At 62.6% G+C, this 19,706-nt stretch carries 22 protein-coding genes; 15 read left to right on the top strand and 7 right to left on the bottom strand.

The features are described from left to right. Positions 1 to 8: 8 nt before the first annotated feature. Positions 9 to 536 carry a gamma carbonic anhydrase family protein gene (locus DPM33_RS22920; protein ID WP_112099683.1) on the top strand — a complete coding sequence of 176 codons (528 nt, stop codon included), beginning with the start codon at positions 9 to 11 and terminating at the stop codon, positions 534 to 536. A gap of 25 nt (positions 537 to 561) precedes the next feature. On the opposite strand, the gene DPM33_RS22915 is transcribed toward DPM33_RS22920, so the two are convergent. Then, a complete protein-coding gene (locus DPM33_RS22915; RefSeq protein ID WP_112099842.1) occupies positions 562 to 1,113 on the bottom strand; it encodes an ankyrin repeat domain-containing protein in 552 nt (183 codons plus the stop codon). Positions 1,114 to 1,323: 210 nt separating this feature from the next. On the opposite strand from DPM33_RS22915, the gene DPM33_RS22910 reads away from it, so the two are divergent. The 8 genes from DPM33_RS22910 to DPM33_RS22875 all read left to right on the top strand — a co-directional run bounded on the left by DPM33_RS22910 (position 1,324) and on the right by DPM33_RS22875 (position 9,433). Further along, complete coding sequence (locus DPM33_RS22910) at positions 1,324 to 2,205, top strand: amino acid ABC transporter permease (RefSeq protein ID WP_112099682.1); 882 nt, start codon at positions 1,324 to 1,326, stop codon at positions 2,203 to 2,205. Beyond that, positions 2,205 to 2,966 carry an amino acid ABC transporter ATP-binding protein gene (locus DPM33_RS22905; protein ID WP_112099681.1) on the top strand — a complete coding sequence of 254 codons (762 nt, stop codon included), beginning with the start codon at positions 2,205 to 2,207 and terminating at the stop codon, positions 2,964 to 2,966. The genes DPM33_RS22910 and DPM33_RS22905 overlap by 1 nt, the downstream gene beginning before the upstream one ends. 25 nt (positions 2,967 to 2,991) lie before the next feature. Continuing rightward, positions 2,992 to 3,819: an ABC transporter substrate-binding protein gene (locus tag DPM33_RS22900; protein WP_112099680.1), complete on the top strand. Its 828-nt coding sequence runs from the start codon at positions 2,992 to 2,994 to the stop codon at positions 3,817 to 3,819. A 121-nt stretch (positions 3,820 to 3,940) separates the two neighbouring features. Then, positions 3,941 to 4,831 carry a polysaccharide deacetylase family protein gene (locus tag DPM33_RS22895; RefSeq protein WP_245442327.1) on the top strand — a complete coding sequence of 297 codons (891 nt, stop codon included), beginning with the start codon at positions 3,941 to 3,943 and terminating at the stop codon, positions 4,829 to 4,831. Further along, positions 4,828 to 5,715 carry a polysaccharide deacetylase family protein gene (locus DPM33_RS22890; protein WP_112099679.1) on the top strand — a complete coding sequence of 296 codons (888 nt, stop codon included), beginning with the start codon at positions 4,828 to 4,830 and terminating at the stop codon, positions 5,713 to 5,715. Before DPM33_RS22895 ends, DPM33_RS22890 begins: the two co-directional genes overlap by 4 nt. Then, a complete protein-coding gene (locus DPM33_RS22885; protein WP_112099840.1) occupies positions 5,708 to 7,069 on the top strand; it encodes an MmgE/PrpD family protein in 1,362 nt (453 codons plus the stop codon). The genes DPM33_RS22890 and DPM33_RS22885 overlap by 8 nt, the downstream gene beginning before the upstream one ends. A gap of 9 nt (positions 7,070 to 7,078) precedes the next feature. Continuing rightward, complete coding sequence (gene argH / locus DPM33_RS22880; protein WP_112099678.1) at positions 7,079 to 8,467, top strand: argininosuccinate lyase; 1,389 nt, start codon at positions 7,079 to 7,081, stop codon at positions 8,465 to 8,467. Between the two features lie 66 nt (positions 8,468 to 8,533). Then, a complete protein-coding gene (locus tag DPM33_RS22875; RefSeq protein ID WP_245442325.1) occupies positions 8,534 to 9,433 on the top strand; it encodes a LysR substrate-binding domain-containing protein in 900 nt (299 codons plus the stop codon). Positions 9,434 to 9,611: 178 nt separating this feature from the next. Here DPM33_RS22875 and DPM33_RS22870 read toward each other — a convergent pair whose 3' ends face one another. The 3 genes from DPM33_RS22870 to DPM33_RS22860 all read right to left on the bottom strand — a co-directional run bounded on the left by DPM33_RS22870 (position 9,612) and on the right by DPM33_RS22860 (position 11,903). Beyond that, entirely contained in the window at positions 9,612 to 10,217 is a 606-nt protein-coding gene (locus tag DPM33_RS22870; protein WP_112099676.1) for a transglutaminase-like cysteine peptidase, read from the bottom strand. Between the two features lie 257 nt (positions 10,218 to 10,474). Then, complete coding sequence (locus tag DPM33_RS22865; RefSeq protein ID WP_112099675.1) at positions 10,475 to 11,092, bottom strand: PilZ domain-containing protein; 618 nt, start codon at positions 11,090 to 11,092, stop codon at positions 10,475 to 10,477. Positions 11,093 to 11,264: 172 nt separating this feature from the next. Then, complete coding sequence (locus tag DPM33_RS22860) at positions 11,265 to 11,903, bottom strand: PAS domain-containing protein (protein ID WP_112099839.1); 639 nt, start codon at positions 11,901 to 11,903, stop codon at positions 11,265 to 11,267. Between the two features lie 423 nt (positions 11,904 to 12,326). Here DPM33_RS22860 and DPM33_RS22855 point away from each other — a divergent pair, with 423 nt between their 5' ends. Both DPM33_RS22855 and DPM33_RS22850 read left to right on the top strand, forming a co-directional pair. Further along, a complete protein-coding gene (locus DPM33_RS22855) occupies positions 12,327 to 13,064 on the top strand; it encodes a rhomboid family intramembrane serine protease (protein ID WP_112099674.1) in 738 nt (245 codons plus the stop codon). Positions 13,065 to 13,196: 132 nt separating this feature from the next. Continuing rightward, entirely contained in the window at positions 13,197 to 13,628 is a 432-nt protein-coding gene (locus DPM33_RS22850; protein WP_112099673.1) for a CBS domain-containing protein, read from the top strand. 44 nt (positions 13,629 to 13,672) lie between these two features. Here DPM33_RS22850 and DPM33_RS22845 read toward each other — a convergent pair whose 3' ends face one another. Further along, a complete protein-coding gene (locus DPM33_RS22845; protein WP_167449184.1) occupies positions 13,673 to 13,975 on the bottom strand; it encodes a YjhX family toxin in 303 nt (100 codons plus the stop codon). A gap of 354 nt (positions 13,976 to 14,329) precedes the next feature. Between DPM33_RS22845 and gatB the strand changes: the two genes are divergently transcribed. From gatB to DPM33_RS22825, 3 genes are all read left to right on the top strand, one after another. Next, complete coding sequence (gene gatB, locus DPM33_RS22835; RefSeq protein WP_112099672.1) at positions 14,330 to 15,829, top strand: Asp-tRNA(Asn)/Glu-tRNA(Gln) amidotransferase subunit GatB; 1,500 nt, start codon at positions 14,330 to 14,332, stop codon at positions 15,827 to 15,829. A gap of 3 nt (positions 15,830 to 15,832) precedes the next feature. Further along, positions 15,833 to 16,321: a GNAT family N-acetyltransferase gene (locus DPM33_RS22830; RefSeq protein ID WP_112099671.1), complete on the top strand. Its 489-nt coding sequence runs from the start codon at positions 15,833 to 15,835 to the stop codon at positions 16,319 to 16,321. Positions 16,322 to 16,471: 150 nt separating this feature from the next. Next, positions 16,472 to 17,170 carry an AIM24 family protein gene (locus DPM33_RS22825; RefSeq protein WP_112099670.1) on the top strand — a complete coding sequence of 233 codons (699 nt, stop codon included), beginning with the start codon at positions 16,472 to 16,474 and terminating at the stop codon, positions 17,168 to 17,170. Between the two features lie 72 nt (positions 17,171 to 17,242). Here DPM33_RS22825 and panC read toward each other — a convergent pair whose 3' ends face one another. Continuing rightward, positions 17,243 to 18,094: a pantoate--beta-alanine ligase gene (gene panC / locus DPM33_RS22820; RefSeq protein WP_112099669.1), complete on the bottom strand. Its 852-nt coding sequence runs from the start codon at positions 18,092 to 18,094 to the stop codon at positions 17,243 to 17,245. Then, positions 18,091 to 18,930 carry a 3-methyl-2-oxobutanoate hydroxymethyltransferase gene (panB, locus tag DPM33_RS22815; RefSeq protein ID WP_112099668.1) on the bottom strand — a complete coding sequence of 280 codons (840 nt, stop codon included), beginning with the start codon at positions 18,928 to 18,930 and terminating at the stop codon, positions 18,091 to 18,093. The genes panC and panB overlap by 4 nt, the downstream gene beginning before the upstream one ends. A 271-nt stretch (positions 18,931 to 19,201) precedes the next feature. On the opposite strand from panB, the gene DPM33_RS22810 reads away from it, so the two are divergent. After that, positions 19,202 to 19,600: an NADH:ubiquinone oxidoreductase subunit NDUFA12 gene (locus DPM33_RS22810; protein ID WP_112099667.1), complete on the top strand. Its 399-nt coding sequence runs from the start codon at positions 19,202 to 19,204 to the stop codon at positions 19,598 to 19,600. Positions 19,601 to 19,706: the final 106 nt, after the last annotated feature.

The following is a 19,706-nucleotide window of genomic DNA, read 5'->3' as shown; positions in this document are numbered from 1 at the left end:
GACGAACAATGCCGGTCTATGCGATCGATGGGAAAGCGCCTGAGTTCGAGGATGCCGAAACCAACTGGGTGGCGCCCGACGCCACGCTGATCGGCAATATCAGGATCGGCCGCAATGTCGGCTTCTGGTTCGGCGTCGCCATCCGCGGCGACGGTGAGCCGATCATCATCGGCGCCGACACCAATGTGCAGGAACACACGGTCATGCATACCGATCCGGGCTTTCCGCTGACCATCGGCGAGGGTTGCACGATCGGCCACAGGGCGCTGCTGCATGGCTGCACGATCGGCGACAACAGCCTGATCGGCATGGGCGCCATCGTCTTGAACGGCGCCAGGATCGGCAACAACTCGCTGGTCGGCGCCGGCGCCCTGGTGACGGAAAACAAGGTTTTCCCGGACAACTCGCTGATCGTCGGCTCGCCCGCCAAGGTGATAAGGACGCTGGACGAAGCGGCGATCGAGCGGCTGCGCGTCTCGGCGGCCCACTATGTAGCCAACGCCAAACGCTTCAGGGCCAAACTGACGACAGTGTGACGGCGGTGCGCTGACTAGCACGCCATCATACGCGGCGGCTGTCCATCGCTTCACGCATCAAGCAAGCACCGGTGTCGAAGCCGGCCTGCTCAGCGCCTTCCAACGGCGTTTCGTAGTCGTCGATGCGGGTGCGCAGCGACGGATCCGCGCCCGACAGCAGCAACTGGCGGATCGCCTCGGCATCACGCTGCGACACCGCATAGTGCAAAGGCGTCCAGTCGTTGACGCCGCGCATATCCGGGTCGGCGCCGTGGTCGAGCAGGATACGCACGACCTCCAGCCTGTCCGGCCGTTCCGTTGACAACGCGGCAATGATGGAGGGAAACCCGGCATGATCCTCGTAATTCGGGTTCGAGCCGGCATCGAGTAAGACGGTGATGAACGCGGCCGGGCTCCAGTAGATGGCATATTCCAGCGGATGCCCGAGGCCGAGCTCGAACGGCATCCTCTCGTCGAACCAGCGTGCCGAACCGCCGAGCGCCTTGCCAAGGCCTCCGAAGTCGCCCGCCTTGAAGGCGTCGTCTATGGCCTTGAACAACCGATGGCGTTCGCAGCGATCTTCAGGAACTTCCAGCACCGCCATCCATCCGAAAGCGATTTGATGCCGATAAGATACTCCAGCCGGCCTTCGGCTTGAACGCCCTATTGCAAGCCTGACGGGTAGGGGTGGATTTATGCAAATCCGTCATAAATTGCATGTCCATATCTCGTTTGCCGGCACTGCGTTTGCCTGGCTACCCTTCATCAACCAACAGAGAGGCCATCGAGCCTTCGGGGAACGAACATCATGCGCGATATCGAAAGCGCCGGATCGACACCTTTTGTCATCGTGCCGCCAAGGAAGATCTGGACGAAGGTCCTGGGTGCCATCGTCATTATCCTGCTTGCGCTGCTCGTCAGGGCCTTCTGGGTCGGCGACATCGCCTGGAGCTATGTTGGCGACAATCTCTTTGCGCCAAGCGTTCTCAAGGGCGTCGTCGGCTCGATTGTCATGACCTTTTGCACCATGGCGCTGGGCATCCTGCTCGGCGTGATCGCCGCCATCATGCGCATGTCGGACAATCCGGTGCTGAGGAATGTCTCGATCGGCTATGTCTGGCTCTTCCGCGGTATCCCAGCGCTTCTGCAGCTGCTGCTCTGGTTCAACCTGGCGCTGATTTTTCCAACGATTGGGGTTCCCGGCCTCTTCTCGTTCAAGACCGTGGACATCATGACGCCGTTCGTCGCGGCCTTCCTTGGACTGGGGATTCAACAGGGCGCCTATACGGCAGAGGTGGTGCGCGCCGGCATCCTCTCCATCGACAAGGGCCAGACCGAGGCGGGTCTTTCGATCGGCATGACGCCGCTGCGGGCGATGCTGCGGATCGTCCTGCCACAGGCGATGCGCGTGATCGTTCCGCCGATCGGCAATGAAACCATCGGCATGGTCAAGCTCACCTCGCTCGCGAGCGTCATTCAATATTCCGAGCTTCTGCGAAGCGTCGAAGACGTCTACTACGTCAACTCGCGCGTCATCGAACTGCTGATCGTCGCCGCCATCTGGTACATGGTCGTCGTCACCGTCCTTTCCATTGGCCAGATCTTCGTCGAGCGGCATTTCTCGAAAGGCTGGGGCGGTCATCGCCCAACGCAGCCCGCTCAGCAGACACTTGCCGAGGAGGCTGCGTGATGGATGCGCTGATCACAGCCGTCGGCCTGCAGAAATTTTTTGGCAGCTTTCACGTTCTGCAGGACGTCGACTTCGCGATCGCCAAGGGTGAGGTGGTTTGCATCATCGGCCCGTCCGGCTCGGGCAAGAGCACCTTCCTGCGCTGCATAAACCAGCTTGAGCGGATCGATTCCGGCTATGTCACCGTCGACGGCGAGATGGTCGGCTATCGCCGCGACGGGCACAGGCTCTATCCGTTGAGCGACGGCGAAATCGCTCGTCAGCGCCAGGCCGTTGGCATGGTGTTTCAGCGCTTCCACCTCTTCCCGCACAAGACGGTTCTGCAAAACATCATCGAAGGTCCCGTAGGGGTGCTGAAGCGTCGAAGGACCGACTGCGTCCAGGAGGCGAAGGTGCTGCTCAAGCGCGTGGGACTTGCTCACAGGGCAGACGCCTATCCGGGGGAATTGTCGGGCGGTCAGCAGCAACGCGTGGCGATAGCCCGTGCGCTGGCGATGAAACCGAAGGCGATGCTGTTCGACGAGCCCACCTCGGCGCTCGACCCGGAACTGGTGGGCGAGGTGCTGAACGTCATGAAAGAGCTCGCGGCTTCCGGCACCACGATGATCGTCGTGACGCATGAGCTCGGCTTTTGCCGCGAGGTGGCCGACCGTGTCGTGTTCATGGACGCCGGCCGCATCGTCGACAGCGGAACACCCGGCGAGATCCTTGAAAATCCACGAAATCCCAGAGTGAAGAACTTCATCTCTGCGGTGCTTTGAAAAACAACCTGAAGAGGAGAACATCATGAAATTCCTGCGCATTGCCGTTTCGGCAATTGCCCTGGTCGCTGCCGGCGCAGCGTCCGCCGAGACCAAGCTCAACCTCGTCAACGACGGCGAATTGCGGGTGCTGACCAACCCGATCTATCCGCCAATGGAATTCGTCAATCCCGATCAGGGCACGCTCGATGGCTTCGACGTCGATCTGATCAACGCCATCGGCAAGAAGCTCAACCTCAATGTGCTTTTCGTCACCTCCGCGTTCCAGGAGCTGCAGAGCGGACTTCAGACCGGGCGCGGCGACATGATCATCTCCGGCATGAGCGACAACGTAAAACGCCAGGCCAGCATGGATTTCGTCGACTATGTGACGAGCGGCCCAATCCTCTTCACGATGAAGGCCAATGCAGCTCAGTACAAGCAGACCACGGATTTCTGCGGCAAGACCGTTGCCGGTAGCCGCTCGACCTCCTTTGGCGAGAACGTCACCAGTTGGAGCGACGCCAACTGCGTGGCCAAGAGCAAGCCGGCGATCAAGTTCGAGGGCACCGCCGATTCCAACGCGGCCCGCCTCGGCATGAAGCAGGGCCGCTACGACGCCGTCGTGCAGGGCATCGAGACGATCGCCTACCAGATCCGCCTCGAGCCGGACACATACCAGCTCGTCGGCGAGCCGCTGCTCAGCAACGACACATTCGGCATTGGCTTCAAGAAGGACAATACCGGCCTTCGAGACGCCGTGGCCGGCGCATTCGATCAGTTGATCAAGGACGGCTCCTACGACGCCCTGCTCAAGAAGTGGGGTCTGGTGCACAACGCCGTGCCGAAGGCCGTCATCAACGGCGTGAAATAGCCAACCCCGTCACGCTCTTCCGAAAGCTCACGGTTTTCGACCGGCCGCTTCGGCCGGACGGAGGAGCTTTGTCTTTGAAAGTCCGCGCCCGGTTCCTCCGGGCGCGGGAAACCTGAAACAGATGACCATAGCCATGCCGCAGCCTGCACATTCCACCGGGTCACTTTGGCCAACCGGACGGCAATCCGCCGCCGCTCTGGCTTTCGATGTCGACGGGCCGACGGGAGACGCGATGCTCGACGGCTCGCTGCTCGACAATCCGCGTTACTTCACACAGGGCGCTTATGGGCCGTGGCGTGCGCTGCCGAGATTGCTCGATCTGCTCGCGGCTTACGATCTCAAGGCAACCTTCTTCATTCCGACCTGGGTGGTGCTGCACTGGACCAAGCGCTGCGAACGCATCGTCGCCGAAGGTCACGAGGTCGGCTATCACGGTCATCGCCACGAGGTTTTCATAGAATTCACCGCCGAGCAGCAGCTGGACGTCATGGAGCGGTCGCGCCGGATTTTCCGCGAGCGGCTCGGCATCACGCCTACCGGCTTCAGAACGCCGTCCGGCGACTGGAGTCCAGAAACTGCTGCGTTGCTCAAGCATTTTGGCGTCGTCTATTCGAGCTCGATGCGCGGCGACGACCGCCCCTATTTCCATCCCGCCGACCAAGGCCCCGGATTGGTCGAAATCCCCGCGCGCTGGGATATCGATGACTATACCGCGCTTGCCTACAGCGAGGCGCCGGATTTTCCGGCCGGACTGGACCGCATTTCGGACTACCGGGTCGTGGAGCGCAACTGGCGGGCAGAATTCGAGGGCTATCACCGCGAGGGGCTTTGCTGGACGACGATCCTGCACCCGAAGGTCTGCGCCAAGCCGGGACGCCTTTCCATCCTCGAAGGCCTGTTCAAGGCAATCGTGGCCAAGGGTGACGCCGTTTGGGCGGCGCGCCTCGGCGACATCGCCCAATGGTGGCTCGAACGCCATCTTCAAATCGACAATCGAAAGCCCGCGGCATGAACGCGCGGACACTCTGGCCCAAGGGCAAAAAATGCGCCGTGATGGTGGCGATGCCGTTCGACGACGGCGCCGATGCGCTTGCCGCGGCTCCGGATCTCGCCAACCGGTCGAAGAGCTTGTCCGTCTGGCAATTTGGCGCCAGGCGCGGTGTCGAGCGTCTTTGTCGGGCCTTCTCGGCACTCAACGTCAGGACGACCTGGTTCCTCAGCGCCGAGACGGCTAACCGCCACACCGATCTGGCGCGCGCAATCGCCGGCGCCGGTCATGAGATCGCGAGCTGTGGCCTTTCCTTCGATCGCTATGACGCGCTCACGCCGGCCCAGGCCCTTGAAAACCTTCATCGCTCGCGGGAGGCGTTGAGCAATCTGACCGGTGGGCAGATCAGCGGCTTCCGCCTGCCGCAGGGCAACTGGCCAATGGGCTTCGACAAGCTTCTGTTGGAGTCCGGCTACGCCTGGTCGGCCAGCCTCAACGGTGACGACATGCCCTACAGCCACCCCTCGGGCCTTGTCGAAATTCCGATCCACCCCGAATTGGAGGACCGCCCGTATTTCCAGTTCAATTTCACGCCGGCCTTTCCGAAGGGCCAGAGCCGGATACCCGACTACGAGGGTGTCCTGCACAACTGGATCGCCGAGTTCGATGCCTACCGCCGTTTCGGCCTGTGCTACGTGATCCAGCTTCGGCCGGAATGGAGCGGAACCCCGGGCCGCATCTCGCTCGTCGAGGATCTGCTTCGGCACATCCTGAGTTTCGATGACGTGTGGCTGGCAACCGGCACCGAGATCGCCGAACGCCAGCGCTCTTTTGGACCGGCCATTGAGAATGACCATCCGATCCGTGTCTTCGAAGCCTACCGGAATGGTGAGCGCCGCGATGGCTGAACCCATTCTCACCGAACTCGCCACCAAGGTTGTCGCGGCTGACTTCGCAGATTTTCCCGAAGCCACAGTCCGCAAGGCCAAGCTTCACATCCTCGATACGTTGGGCGTTTCGCTGGCCGGCGCAACCTCGAGCGAGACCAAACTCGTGATCGAAGCTCTCGGGCTGAGGGGAAAGAAGGGGGAGGCGAGCGCCTGGGGCCTGCCGCTAAAGACGGACGCCCGCACTGCCGCCTTCATCAATGGCGTGTCGGCCCATGCCTTCGAATTGGACGATTCCGGTGGCTGCGATCACTCCGGGGCCGTTGTGCTGCCCGCCGTCATTGCGGCGCTCGAAACGATGGAACGACCGATCGACGGACGGCTGTTCCTCAAATCGGTGCTGCTTGGCTATGAAGTCGGCCGCAGGGTGCTGGAAGCCTCAGGCGGCTACGAAGTCCACAACGGCAATGGCTGGCATTCCACCGGCACCTGCGGAAGCTTCGGCGCCGCCGCGGCCGTGGCCACGCTGATCGGCCTCGACAAGGATCGCCTGGCTTCGGCGCTTGGCTGCGCGCTCTCCTACTCGGGCGGTACCTGGGCGTTCATTCATGAAGGCGGGCCGGCGAAGAAACTCCATGCGGGTCGCGCGGCGGAGGGCGGATACACCGCGGCGCGGCTTGCCGCCGTCGGCTTCGAGGGGCCGCTTTCGGCTTTTGACGCTGTATGGGGCGGTTACTTCCAGACCTTCGGCGACGAACGCGCGGCGCCGCGGGAGCTCTGTCGCGATTTCGGCCAGTACTGGCGCCTCAACCGCTGTTCCATCAAGCCGCATGCGACTTGCCGCGGCACGCATTCGGCCATCGATGCCGTCGATCTCATGCTGAACGAGCATGGGTTGAAGAGTGAAGATGTTGCCTCTGTCACCATCGACATGAGCGGCTTTCAGTTCAGGATGTGTGGACACAAGACGGTGACCTCGCGGGCGCAGGCGCAGATGAGCCTGCCCTATGCCGTCGCGGCACGCCTTCACTATGGCAAAGTCTCGCTGGCCGAGCTTGCGGAAGACGCCTGGCGCAGCCCCGCGATCGGCGGACGGCTGGACAGGCTGACGGTTCGGATCAACGAGGCGATGCGCGACGAGGACGAGCCGTCCGTCGAAATGCGCACCCATGACGGCTCGACATTCGCCGCAACCATCGAACATCCGCTCGGCGGGCCCCTCAATCCGTTGAGCGACGAACGCATCATCGCCAAATACGCTGACCTTGCCTCCTCGGTTCTGCCGGAGACCCGTGTGGGGGCGCTCCGCGACCTGGTCCTCGACATCGACGCCGCCACCGATGTCCGCCCGCTTATCGATCTGCTCAAACCATGAGGGATGACAATGTCCACAGCCTCGAACGCAACATGGTCGCCGCTCTTCAAGGAAGCCGTCTCCACCGATTTTCGCGATTTTCACGAATGTCTCGACCAGGACAAGCGGATCGCGATCCATGACGTTGCCGGTTCCAAGGTCCACGCCCGCATGCTGGCCCGCGCCGGAGTGCTGGACGCGCAAGACAACGAAGCGATCCAAGCCGGTCTCGATACGATCGCCGGCGAAATCCGATCCAGCACGTTCGAGTGGAAGAAGGAGCTCGAGGACGTCCATATGAATGTCGAGAACCGCTTGACGGCGCTGATCGGCGACGCCGGGAAAAAGCTGCACACCGCCCGTTCGCGCAATGATCAGGTCGCGACCGACATCCGCCTATACGCCCGTGCCGAGCTCGATGCGCTCGGCCTCGAGTTGAAGGCGTTGATCCTCGCCTTCATCGATCTCGCGGAGAGAAATGCGGACACGATCATGCCGGGCTTCACCCACCTTCAGGTCGCGCAGCCCGTCACGTTCGGCCATCACATGATGGCCTATGCGGAGATGTTCGTTCGCGACCTGGAGCGTGTCGGCCAGGCGCGCGAGCGCCTCAACGTCTCGCCGCTTGGCGCGGCGGCGCTTGCCGGAACGAGCTACCCGATAGATCCCGACTTCAGCGCCCGCGAGCTGGGCTTCTCCAGGGCCTTCCGCAACTCGCTCGACGCTGTCTCCGACCGCGACTTCGTCGTCGACATCTGCGCCGCCGGCTCGATCATCATGGGCCACCTGTCACGTCTGGCGGAGGAAATCATCCTCTGGTGCACGCCCATGGTCGATTTCGTCGAGGTCGGCGACCAATTCTGCACTGGCTCCTCGATCATGCCGCAGAAGCGCAATCCGGATTTGGCCGAACTCGTTCGTGGCAAGGCCGCGCGGGTGATCGGCAATCTGACGACGTCGGCTGCGCTGATGAAGGCGCAACCGCTGGCTTTCAACAAGGACCAGCAGGAGTCCAAGCCGCCGCTGACCGATACGCTGGAGAACGTACGAGGCGCGGTGACTGTAACCGCCCAGATGCTGCCGACGATCAAGGTCAAGGCGCATAACATGCGCGCCGCCGCCGAACAGGGCTATTCGACCGCGACGGACCTTGCCGACTACCTCGTGCGCGCCGGCCTGCCTTTTCGGGACGCGCACCACGCGGTGGCAGCGATTGTCGGCGCGGCGCGAGACCAGGGCTACGCCAGGCTTTCCGAGATCCCGCTCGCCGCCATGCAGGCCTTCGCCCCCGTCATCGCTGGCGACGTGGTGGATGTGTTGACCGTTGAAGGCTCCGTCGCCAGCCGCAATCACCGTGGTGGCACGGCGCCGGAGCAGGTTCGCCGCGCGGCGGCTGAACTGCGCGCCCTGCTCGGTTGACGCCGAAACGTTGTTTACCTCCACGGCGGCACCTGCTTAATGACGGGAGCCTACGCGGAGAACATCTTGAAGACGGCCCTCCAGCAGAACCGGCTGCCGCCATTGCAGACGCTGCAAACCTTCTCGGTCGTCGCGGAGACCGGAAGTTTCACCCAGGCTGCCCTGGAGCTCAACCTCAGCCAGAGCGCCATCAGCCGTCAGATCCAGCAGCTGGAACACTATTTCGGCTGCAGCCTCTTCCAGCGCCATACCCGCAAGGTGGTTTTGACCGAGCAGGGCGACGCGATCGTTCCGATCGTCAACGGACTGCTGATCTCGCTTCGCAACTCTTTCGAAGCGACAAGGACGAAGGGGCGATCACTGACGGTTCGCATGCCGCCCACCTTTGCCCGCCGCTGGCTTCTTCCACGGCTGACGGATCTCCACAGCCGGCATCCGGACCTGAACATCACGATCGACACCGCCTGGTTCGCGCGGCCCAGCTTCGGCCCCGGGGACATCGATCTGCTGATCCTCTACGGTAATGGCCATTGGCCCGGCATGCATGTCGAATTGCTGCTGCCGGAGAAACTTACTCCGATGTGCTCGCCTTCATTCGCGGGCCAGCTTGGCGACCCCGCTGAGGTCGAAAGTCTGGCGAACTGCGTTCTGCTTCATTCCAATGCCCGGCAAAGCGACTGGACGCTCTGGCTGCAGGCCGAAGGCGCCTATGACCTGACGGCGATGCGCAATCAGATATTCGACACCCAGGATTTTGCCATGACGGCGGCAGCCAGCGGCTATGGCGTGACCATGGGCGACATGCATCTTGCGCGGCACGATCTGGAAAGCGGCGCGCTTGTCACTCCTTTCCCGCGTGTCATTGAGAGCGGCTATGGTTACTACGCCATCTGCCCGGCGCGCGGCGACGCAAAGGCGCTCGTCGCCGATTTGCTGGAGTGGCTGGTGCAGGAGCGCCCGGCATAGGCAATTGACCGCGTGCCGAGCCGCCGTTCTCAGTATGTCAGAAAATAGCGGAGCCGGCCCCGGGGACAGGGGCCGGCTCCTAAAACCCGGTCGTTGGGGACGGGGAGGGTGGGGACTCGACCGGGCTTTTCCCTAAGCAAGTCGCGCGGGCGCGACGTAGCTGATAGCTTTCGCGCCCTTAGCGGACGCTGGCGACGGCGGCGTCGCGGCCGTCGTTGATGGTGACCCAAACACCCGAGTTCTCGGTCGATTGACGCTTGAGGTAGGTGTAGACCGTCTCGTTCCAGGCGAGCACTTTCGGCTCGAGATTGTCGAGAATGAATTCGCCGAGGCTGGTGCGCACCGTCAGCACGGCATGGCCGTCGCCGTTCGGCTGGCGAACGACGGTCATCAGCAGGTCGCCGGCGGGGACACCAACGGCCATCAGCTGGCGGCGCTTCTCCAGTCCATAATCCTCGCAATCGCCAAAACCGTTGTCCGGATAGGCCCAGTATTCCTCGACGCCATAATTCTCCATGTCGGTGCGCGGCTTGACGCGGGTGTTGACCGAATTGTTGACGTTGACGATCGTCGCCCACAGCTTGCGCGTCAGCTCGACCGGCGACCCCTTCGGCGTCCGCTGGTTGCATTCGACCGGAATGCGCTGGCAGAAATCATAGTGACCGACCGGCTGGGTGGTGCGTCCGCCCGTATGCATGAAAGCCGGTCCCGCGCTTGCCGTTCCCCAAGCGGACAGCTGCATCGCCATTGCCAAGAGCAACAGCTTGCCCCTCGTCATTTTCATTATGGTAGTCTCCCCGTTTGAGAAGACTGTGCCACGTTGGGATTTATTTCACGCAAAAACCCGAAGTAGACATTGAGTAAAACGCCGGTCGAATAAACATAAAATTTGAACTATCGCGATCCTGGATTATTCAGATTTGTCCGGGCCTCCGAGGGATTTTGAGCGCATGGATGGCCTGCGTTCGGCCGGTCAAAACCGGGCAACAAAAAACCGGCCGCCGGGGGCCGGTTCCCTTTGCGCTTGAAGTACGACCCGCGTCAGGACCGTGGCGCGTTGAATTCCTGATCAAGGGTTTCTGGCCGCTGGATGACGGCGAATTCGATGGCCACGCCGTCCTCGAAATGACGCACCACCTGGCCGCGCATCGTGCCGAGCGTGACCTGGACGCCGATCGCCGGCTTGACGTCGATTTCGATCGCCGCGCCGGACAGCGACAGGTCGATGATGCGGCACTGATACTGGCGTCCGTCGGTAAGCTGCAGGACGCTCATCGGATTGCGCGGCGCCACGCGTTCGTGACGACGATCCTCGGGCAGGTCGAGCTCATGCTTGTTGGCAAGCCAGGTAAGCTGCGCGGCAAGCTTGTCCTTCTTGCGATCCGAGGCAATGACGGTCATGGCGAAACCGTCCTGCGACGTGCGTGTCACGACGCCTTCGACGCGGCCGATATGGTCGATATAGGCGATGACCTTTTCGCCCGGCATGCCGATGCGCTCTGTGCGCAACGCGACGTTGCCGGGTGACATGTCGATCACCTGGCATGGATGCTCGGTGCGGTCCTCCAGCATGAAGCGCCCGTAAATCTTGACACGGACACGCTGAAAGTTGCGCCGTTCAGCTCGTGACGGTGCGTAATCTACCGCCGCTGACCTCATGACTGCCTACACCCCTTTGGCATTCCGCGCGATGATGCGAGGAATTTCGCCCAAAAAACTACAGCAAAGCAGGTTAACAAACGGGAAAAATTGGCCGCGAATGCCGACGCCTGGGGACGATTCCAGCGGAAAAATCAACCGCGTGCAGTGCAAAAAATGCGCGCGGCCGAGCTCATTCGTGACGCCCGCCGTCGAAGACGACGAGATGGCGGATGCGGCGCACGCGGCCGAGCGCCGAAATGGTTTCCGGAGGGTCGAACTCGGCCGGGACGAGCGAGGGAACGTCGATCGCCGGCCGGTTCTTCAGGAACATCGGCTCCTTCTCCGGATCGATTACCCGGATCGTGTCGATCAGCGCGTCGGCGAGCGGGTCGGCGCCCAGCCAGAACGGCTTGTCGGCGGTGCTGATGATGCCGAGGCAGCGCTGGTTCTCGGCGCCGCCGTCCAGCGGCAGCGCCAGGAGCTCGAATTTGTTGGAACGGCCGTTGCGGCTGAACCCCTCGAAAGTCATGAGCAGAACCGATTTCTGCTCGAAAACGCCCTGCATGAGCCGCGACACCAGCCGCTGGTCCTTCTCGCGCCAGAGCGAGGGAAAGGAGAAGCCCTTGAGCTCGCGGCCGTAATAGGCGCAGAGCCTCGTGCCGGCCAGCCGGAACACCGCTTCGCCGCGCGTGTCGCGCTCGAGGATATAGGTGTCCGCCAAAAGCGACTTGATGTCCGCCGGCTCCACTTCCGATCGCTTAGGGGCCAGGCGACCATCACGCAGTTGGTTCCAATATTGGAACAGCGCGATCGATCCTTTTTCCTTCATGTCCATTCCGCTCCGCACAATCTGTCTTTTGATGTCCCATCGGCGAACAGACAGGGCGCCCTCCGATGACCTTCATGCGGTGCGGAGCAGGATGCGTGCCAGTATCGTTAACGTTTGTTCACGCCTCGGGGTCGTTAAGGTTAACAAGTGGTTTACATTGCGCGCCGCCGAGGCACGTGGCACACCAAAATCACTCCAAAACGGTCGTTTCAGCAGCGATCGGCAGCATTTCAGTCAGAGTTCATGGGGAGCAGGGGACTCGACCGGCCGTTCAGGGGGACACCTGGACGGCCTTCTTTTTGATTCGCCCGGCTCCGATTCGCTCTTCTCCCAACTGTGACTGTGGCGATTCGCTGTTTGTGATTCGAAAGGGCGTGATCTACATGCTCGCCCGAAACTCGAGTCCCGGACCAAAAAAGGCGCATGAGCGAACCGGCAAGCCCTAATGAAACCGAACCGCTGACGGACGAGACGCCTGAGCCGCGGCGTCGCGAACCTGTGTTCAACCTGCCGCCGGTGGTGCTGGCGGTGATCGGCATTTGCGCGGCCGTTTTTCTGCTGCAGCAATATGTGCTCAACGAAACGCAGCAAATGACGCTGCTCTACGACGGCGCCTTCATTCCGGTGCTGTACACCGGCCAATACGGCTTCGACTGGTTTTTGTTCACGCGTCCGTTCACCTATGCGTTCATGCACGGGGGCGTTGCCCATATCGCCATCAACATGATCTGGCTTGCGGCCTTCGGTTCGCCGCTTGCCAATCGTCTCGGCGCGGTAAGATTTGCGGTGTTCTATGCTGTGACCGGTCTGACTTCGGTCGCTTTGTTCTGGGTAATGCACCCGCATGGCGAGGTGCCGCTGGTCGGTGCATCGGGTGCGATCTCCGGCATGATGGGCGCGGCGGCGCGCTACGGATTCCGCGTCGACCGGTCGTCCGGCAGGGCGGCCTTCGCCGGTGAACCCTTGCCGTTCGCGGCCGTGGTGCGCTCACGTGGCGTCATGACTTTTTTAGGTGTCTGGATGGTCATAAATCTCGCCACCGGCCTGCTCGGCTTCGCGCCGGGCATCGACGGCCAGATCGCCTGGGAGGCCCATATCGGCGGCTTCGTCGCCGGCTTTTTCGGACTGCGTTTTTTCGACCGTCCTTCGCCTGCGGTCTGAGACCTGCTTCCACTTGAAATGCAGCCAATCACGGCGCACCATGTTGCCCAAGCACCCGGTGTCTTCCTAGGGGCGCCGGGGCGAAAAGCCGGTCGGGGCGGGGAGCCGGCGTCAAAGGCAGTGGAGGACGCCATGACGGTTAAGGCAATTCTTGAGAAAAAGGGCCATGACGTGTTCACGCTCGGGCCCAATGAAAAACTGAGCGAGGCCATTCGTATGCTGGCCGAGCACAGGATCGGCGCGCTCGTGATCACCAATGGCGATCGCAAGATCGTCGGCATTCTCTCGGAGCGCGACATCGTACGGGTGGTCGCCAAGGAGGGCGCCGCGGCGCTCGACATCGCCGTGCGCTCGGCGATGACGCCGAAGGTGAAGATCTGCAATGAAAACCACACCGTCAACGAGGTCATGGAGATCATGACGCGGGGCCGCTTCCGCCATTTGCCGGTGGAAAAGGGCGGCCAGCTTGACGGCATCGTCTCCATCGGTGACGTGGTCAAGCGCCGCATCGAGGATGTCGAGCGCGAAGCCGAGGAGATCAGGGCCTATATCGCCACCGCCTAGCAAGCGAAGATGCCGCCGGAGTTTCCTGCCGGCGGCATTGGGCGTTAGCGGTTATCGAGCTCGGCGCGGACGAGCTGGAGTCCGCGCCGGGTGATGCGGTAAGGGCCGCCATCCGTCGAGGAAACCGCTTTCTTCCGCCTCAGTTTTCGAAACAGCTCCAGGTCGAAACCCGGACAGCGCCAGCCGTCGCGGGTCAGGCACTGGACCGCGGCGACCTTCCTGCTCTCGTTCTTTTCGATTTCGATACGCCCGCCCTGCGCGAGCAGGTGCAGGATGCGCTGTTCCCCACAGCGCCGCGCGTCCTCTTGGACGCGCAAAAGGACGCTGTGGCACTCTAGGTGGCGCATGATCCTTTCCGAAAATCGGTTCCGATTTTCGGGGTCATGCGCTGCGCGAAATGTCCATTGGAAAGTCCCTGGAAAAACAACGAAAGCCGCCGCCGCAAGACGCCGCGGCACGGGGTTTCAGGCTTTTCTGCCCTGCCTCGCTACGAGGTCAGGGCTTCACCGGGACTGAGCGTAAGTGGGCATCCACTCTCCATTGGGGTGGGCGTCCTATAGGCGAAAGCGGCGCAGAAGGCCAGTGCGCGGCTTTGCGCTTGTCTCACAAGGCTTGTCTCGCAGGGCGGTTTGCACTAGCGAAGTTGCGCACCGAAGTATGCATTCAATGCATATCCGAGATTCCAGGTACGTAGGCCATCCATGAGCATCATCGACACCCGCACCCCCGACGCAAAACGCCTGATTCCCGGCGCCACAGGCGACTGGGAAATCATCATCGGGCTCGAAGTGCATGCGCAAGTGATCTCGAAAGCCAAGCTGTTCTCCGGCGCCGCGACGTCGTTCGGCGCGGCGCCCAACGCCAATGTCAGCCTGGTCGACGCGGCGATGCCTGGCATGCTGCCGGTCATCAACGAAGAATGCGTCAGGCAGGCGATCCGTACCGGGTTGGGCTTGAAGGCCGCGATCAACCGCAAGTCGGTGTTCGACCGGAAGAACTATTTCTATCCGGACCTGCCGCAGGGCTACCAGATCTCGCAGTTCAAGCAGCCGATCGTCGGCGAGGGCAAGGTGATCGTTTCCGTCGGCCCCGACCGCCAGGGCGAGTTCGAGGATATCGAGGTCGGCATCGAGCGCCTGCACCTGGAACAGGATGCCGGCAAGTCGATGCATGACCAGCACCCGACCATGTCCTATGTCGACCTCAACCGCTCCGGCGTGGCGCTGATGGAGATCGTCTCCAAGCCGGACATACGCTCCGCCGACGAGGCCAAGGCCTACGTCACCAAACTGCGCTCGATCATGCGCTATCTCGGCACCTGCGACGGCAACATGGACGAAGGCTCGCTGCGCGCCGACGTCAACGTTTCCGTCCGTCGTCCGGGCGGCGAGTTCGGCACGCGCTGCGAGATCAAGAACATGAACTCGATCCGCTTCATCGGTCAGGCGATCGAATACGAGGCGCGCCGGCAGATCGCGATCCTGGAAGACGGCGGCAAGATCGATCAGGAGACGCGCCTGTTCGACGCCGTCAAAGGCGAGACGCGTTCGATGCGCTCCAAGGAAGAGGCGCATGACTATCGCTACTTCCCGGATCCCGACCTTTTGCCGCTGGAGTTCGACCAGACCTATGTCGACGCGCTCGCAAAGGAATTGCCCGAGCTGCCCGACGACAAGAAGGCGCGGCTGGTCGATGCGCTCGGCCTGTCGGCTTACGACGCTTCCGTCCTGGTGTCGGAGAAGCCGATCGCCGACTATTTTGAGAAAGTAGCTTCCGGTCGCGACGGCAAGCTCGCCGCCAACTGGGTCATTAACGATCTGCTGGGACAGCTGAACAAGGCCGGAAAAGATATTGAAAATGCTCCGGTTTCGCCTGAACAGCTAGGCGCCGTGCTCGACCTGATCAAGGAAGGCACCATCTCCGGCAAGATCGCCAAGGACCTGTTCGAGATCGTCTGGAACGAAGGCGGCGATCCGCGTCAGCTGGTCGAGAGCCGTGGTATGAAGCAGGTCACCGACACCGGCGCCATCGAGAAGGCTGTCGACGAGGTCATCGCCGCCAACCCGGACAAGGTCGAGCAGGCGCGCGCCAAGCCGACCATGGCCGGCTGGTTCGTCGGCCAGGTCATGAAGGCAACCGGCGGCAAGGCCAACCCGCAGGCGGTCAACGACCTCGTCAAGGCCAAGCTAGGCATCGAGTAGGCGATGTTCGTCCGCACCGCCGGAGATCGCGACCTCGCCGCCATCCGGGCGCTGCTGGTCGAGACCTGGCATGCGACATACGATGCCATCTACGGCGTTGAGCAAGTCACCGAAATCACCGACAGCTGGCATTCGATTGCTTCGCTGAAGACGAGGCTGACGCGGCCGAACAGCGAGTTTCTCGTTGCCGATGACGGCAAGCGCCTCGGCGGCGTGGCTTTCGCGGAAGCCGTCGATGACGGCAAGGAAATCGTGCTGGGGCAACTCTACGTGCTGCCGAGCCTTCAGGGCCGTGGCATCGGCGGCATGCTGCTCGACGAGGTGATCGAAAGTTTCCCCGAGGCGCGCGCCATTCGCCTGGAGGTCGAGGCGAAAAACATCAAGGCCATCGCTTTCTACGAGGCGAATGGTTTCGTGCGTACAGCCGATACCGGCGAACAGGCCGGCCCTTCCGAACCGACTTTGGTCCTTCGGCGGTCTCTCGCCGGCTGATACCGGCCGCTCTTTCCGGATCACCTTCGCGCGAGCGGGGCAGTGGCGATCCGGTTTTCGTTTGACGCCCCGCCCACCCCTCGCCAATGCTGCAGGCATTGATATGCGCGGGTGGCTGGACAGCGCACCCAGCCGGATTTGGGGGGATCCATGCCGAGCCTGCCGGAATTGATGCCGACCGAAGTGTCGGATGAGACTTTTGGCGGCGTGACCTATCACGTCGCCGGCGAACTAGTGCCGGTTCTGTCGGTCGATGTCACCAACATGCCGGTCTATTTCGAACACCACATCCTGCTCTGGAAGAACACCTCGATCACCATCGGCCTGAAATCGCTGAAGGGCGCGCTGAAGCGCATGATCGCCGGGATGCAGATCTTCGTCACGGAGGCGTCCGGGCCTGGCATCATCGCTTTCAGCCGCGACGGGCCGGGCCATATCGTGCCGATCCATCTCCGGCGCGGCGAGGAAATCCAGGTGCGCGAGCACCAGTTTCTCGCTGCAACCGCCAGTGTCGACTACACCTTCGAGCGCGTGCGCGGCCTTGGGACGATGCTGTTCGGCCAAAGCGGCTTCTTCATCGACCGCTTCCGTGGCGAGACGGGCGACGGCATCGTCTGGCTGCACGGTTACGGAAACGTCTTCGAGAAGGTGCTGGCGCCCGGCGAAACCATCGACATCGAGCCAGGCGGCTGGTTGTTCAAGGATGCTTCGGTGAAAATGGATACCAGGATCGACCGCCTTTCCAGCGGCTTCTTCGGCGCCGCCATGAACTTCGTCGTCAACCGCTTCACCGGGCCTGGCCGCGTCGGCATCCAGTCGATGTATCTGCATATGCCGTCGGAAGAGTAGGCGTTACGCGGTCAGACGGAGCGCAGCGGCGGCGACAAATCGCGGATCAGCAGCTGATCCGCCAGGGCGAGCTCAGGTGGAGCGGATTTCCACATTGTCGATCAGCCTCGTCGTCCCGAGCCAGGCTGCCGCGAGCAGCCGGCCATCGCGGTCGCATCGCCAGGGGGCGAGTGTCACGGCCTCTCGTGCGGCGACATAGTCGACTTTCTGAAAGCCCGCCTGCGCAAGCGCTTCCGTGGCAATGCTCGTGGCGCGGATCTCGTTCGCGCCGGACGCGAGTTCGGCCGCCGTGCGGCGCAGGATCACGTTGAGCTGGCGCGCGACGTCGAGCTCGGCCTCGCCGAGATAGGCATTGCGCGACGACATGGCGAGACCGCGCGCGTCGCGCACGGTCGGCGCGCCGATGATCTCTACGGGCAGGTCGAGATCGCGGCAGAGCTGCCTGACGACGCAAAGCTGCTGGTAGTCCTTTTCGCCGAACACGGCCCAATCGGGCGCCGTCTGCAGGAAGAGCTTCGCCACCACGGTCGCGACACCGTCGAAGAAATTCGGCCTGAAGTCCGTTTCGAGGCCGGAGGAAGGGCCGCCTACCGAGATCCTGGTGGCGAAGCCGGTCGGGTACATTTCCGCCACGCCTGGCGTGAAGGCGAGATGCGCGCCCGCATCCCGCAACCGGTCGAGATCGCGCGCCAGCTGGCGGGGGTATTTATCGAGATCTTCGGTCGGCGCGAACTGGGTCGGATTGACGAAGATCGAAACGACGCAGCGATCGGCCCGTTCGAGCGCGATCCTGATCAGCGAGATGTGGCCGTCATGCAGCGCGCCCATGGTCGGCACCATGGCGACCCCGAGGCCGGCCTGCCGCCAGTCCCGGACCTGCGCGCGAAGGGCGGCGACGCTGTCGACGACGATGGGAGCGTTCATGTCTCGTCCTTGCCGGGTTCGGTCGTGAAGACGTGGTCGGGGCTGGGAAAGGCGCGGCTGCGCACCTCGGCCGCGTAACGCGCCGCCGCATCCGCCACCGCGCTGCGCAAGTCTGCATATTCCTTGACGAATTTCGGCACCCGGTCGACGGTCAGCCCGACCATGTCGTCGATCACCAGGATCTGGCCGTCGCAGTCGACGCTGGCGCCTATGCCGATCGTCGGTATGGAGATGTAATGGGTCAGCTTCGCGGCCACCGCCTCCATCGTGCCCTCGATGACGACCGAGAAGGCGCCGGCTTTTTCCACCGCTTCGGCGTCGCGGAACAGAAGCGCGATATTTTCCTGCGTCCGGCCCTTGATCTTGTAGCCGCCGTCCTTTTCCACCGACTGCGGCTGCAGGCCGATATGGCCCATGACCGGTATTCCTGCCGCGACGATCGCCGCGATCTGCGCGGCGATGTCGACGCCGCCTTCGAGCTTCACCGCCTGGCAGCCTGTTTCCTCGACGATGCGCCTCGCCGCCGTCACGGCTTGGGCGGGCGAGGCCTCATAGCTGCCGGCCGGCATGTCCACCACGACGCAGGCTTTGGCCGAGCCACGCATCACGGCCTGGCCGTGGGCGATCATCATTTCCAGCGAGGCGCCAAGCGTCGTGGCGTGACCATGCAGGACCATGGCGACGCTGTCGCCGACCAGGAGCAGGTCGACATGCGGATCGAGCAGGCGGGCGACAGGATAGGTGTAGGCGGTGAGGCAGACGATCGGCACGCCGCCCTTGCGGCGGCGAATGTCTTCGGCGTTGATCCGGATGTCGGCGGACGGATCACGGGTCAATCGTCACCTCCCTCAAGGCGCGCCCGGAACGGACGGGCCGAGCTTTAGAAAGACGGGGAGCGCTTGGCAAGCCGCGTGGCGGCCGGCTGGGCGGATGCATCGATTTAATGCATGTCGCCCAAAAGTGCGCAGCGGTTTTGGGATAACGATATGCATCAAATAGGAACGCACGAAGCATTTACGTTCAGGACATGGCAAAACCCTTGCCTTCGCGGTGGCGTGACGCCATAAGCAGGAAACGGGCGCAGCCGCTGCCGCCGCGAGGATCTGGATGAAGACTTTCCTGCTGCAGTTTTTCACCTGGTGGAACAGCCAGACGCTCGGCACCCGCTTGCACACCTGGCGCTTCGGCAAGAAGGTCGGCGAGGACGAAGCCGGCAACGTCTACTATGAGGGTGGCATCGATTCGGAAGGCCGCACCCGCCGCTGGGTCATCTATCGCGACTATTCTGAAGCCTCGAAGATCCCGCCGGGCTGGCATGGCTGGATCCATCACCGCGTCGACGCGCCTCCCTCGAGCGAGAGCTACAAGGCTCGCGAGTGGCAGAAGCCGCATCGGGCGAACCTCACGGGAACACCCGGTGCTTACCGCCCGCAGGGTTCGATCCTGACCAACCAGCATCGTCCGCAGGTGACCGGCGACTACGACGCCTGGACGCCGGGATCATAATCCTCGATCGTAGTCTAAGGCGCCGCTTCGGTCCTTTATTGCCACAATTGGCATTTAGCTGCTTGCTGACTGCGCAGCCATGACTAGCCTTGGGTGTTGAAGAATC

The organism is Mesorhizobium hawassense (assembly GCF_003289945.1).
Lineage (GTDB): Bacteria > Pseudomonadota > Alphaproteobacteria > Rhizobiales > Rhizobiaceae > Mesorhizobium > Mesorhizobium hawassense.
The sequence above is the reverse complement of the archived record's forward strand: the minus strand, read 5'-3'. Positions and strand labels throughout refer to the sequence as shown.

Excerpts from the sequence above, each read along its gene's own strand:
- panC (WP_112099669.1), bottom strand. The coding sequence starts at position 18,094 with ATGAACGCTCCCATCGTCGTCGACAGCGTCGCCGCCCTTCGCGCGCAG.
- DPM33_RS22810 (WP_112099667.1), top strand. The coding sequence starts at position 19,202 with ATGAAGACTTTCCTGCTGCAGTTTTTCACCTGGTGGAACAGCCAGACG.
- DPM33_RS22855 (WP_112099674.1), top strand. The coding sequence starts at position 12,327 with ATGAGCGAACCGGCAAGCCCTAATGAAACCGAACCGCTGACGGACGAG.
- DPM33_RS22895 (WP_245442327.1), top strand. The coding sequence starts at position 3,941 with ATGACCATAGCCATGCCGCAGCCTGCACATTCCACCGGGTCACTTTGG.
- gatB (WP_112099672.1), top strand. The coding sequence starts at position 14,330 with ATGAGCATCATCGACACCCGCACCCCCGACGCAAAACGCCTGATTCCC.
- DPM33_RS22905 (WP_112099681.1), top strand. The coding sequence starts at position 2,205 with ATGGATGCGCTGATCACAGCCGTCGGCCTGCAGAAATTTTTTGGCAGC.
- DPM33_RS22865 (WP_112099675.1), bottom strand. The coding sequence starts at position 11,092 with ATGAGGTCAGCGGCGGTAGATTACGCACCGTCACGAGCTGAACGGCGC.
- DPM33_RS22900 (WP_112099680.1), top strand. The coding sequence starts at position 2,992 with ATGAAATTCCTGCGCATTGCCGTTTCGGCAATTGCCCTGGTCGCTGCC.
- argH (WP_112099678.1), top strand. The coding sequence starts at position 7,079 with ATGTCCACAGCCTCGAACGCAACATGGTCGCCGCTCTTCAAGGAAGCC.
- DPM33_RS22860 (WP_112099839.1), bottom strand. The coding sequence starts at position 11,903 with ATGAAGGAAAAAGGATCGATCGCGCTGTTCCAATATTGGAACCAACTG.
- DPM33_RS22890 (WP_112099679.1), top strand. The coding sequence starts at position 4,828 with ATGAACGCGCGGACACTCTGGCCCAAGGGCAAAAAATGCGCCGTGATG.
- DPM33_RS22910 (WP_112099682.1), top strand. The coding sequence starts at position 1,324 with ATGCGCGATATCGAAAGCGCCGGATCGACACCTTTTGTCATCGTGCCG.
- DPM33_RS22830 (WP_112099671.1), top strand. The coding sequence starts at position 15,833 with ATGTTCGTCCGCACCGCCGGAGATCGCGACCTCGCCGCCATCCGGGCG.
- DPM33_RS22885 (WP_112099840.1), top strand. The coding sequence starts at position 5,708 with ATGGCTGAACCCATTCTCACCGAACTCGCCACCAAGGTTGTCGCGGCT.
- DPM33_RS22825 (WP_112099670.1), top strand. The coding sequence starts at position 16,472 with ATGCCGAGCCTGCCGGAATTGATGCCGACCGAAGTGTCGGATGAGACT.
- DPM33_RS22920 (WP_112099683.1), top strand. The coding sequence starts at position 9 with ATGCCGGTCTATGCGATCGATGGGAAAGCGCCTGAGTTCGAGGATGCC.
- DPM33_RS22870 (WP_112099676.1), bottom strand. The coding sequence starts at position 10,217 with ATGAAAATGACGAGGGGCAAGCTGTTGCTCTTGGCAATGGCGATGCAG.
- DPM33_RS22845 (WP_167449184.1), bottom strand. The coding sequence starts at position 13,975 with ATGCGCCACCTAGAGTGCCACAGCGTCCTTTTGCGCGTCCAAGAGGAC.
- DPM33_RS22850 (WP_112099673.1), top strand. The coding sequence starts at position 13,197 with ATGACGGTTAAGGCAATTCTTGAGAAAAAGGGCCATGACGTGTTCACG.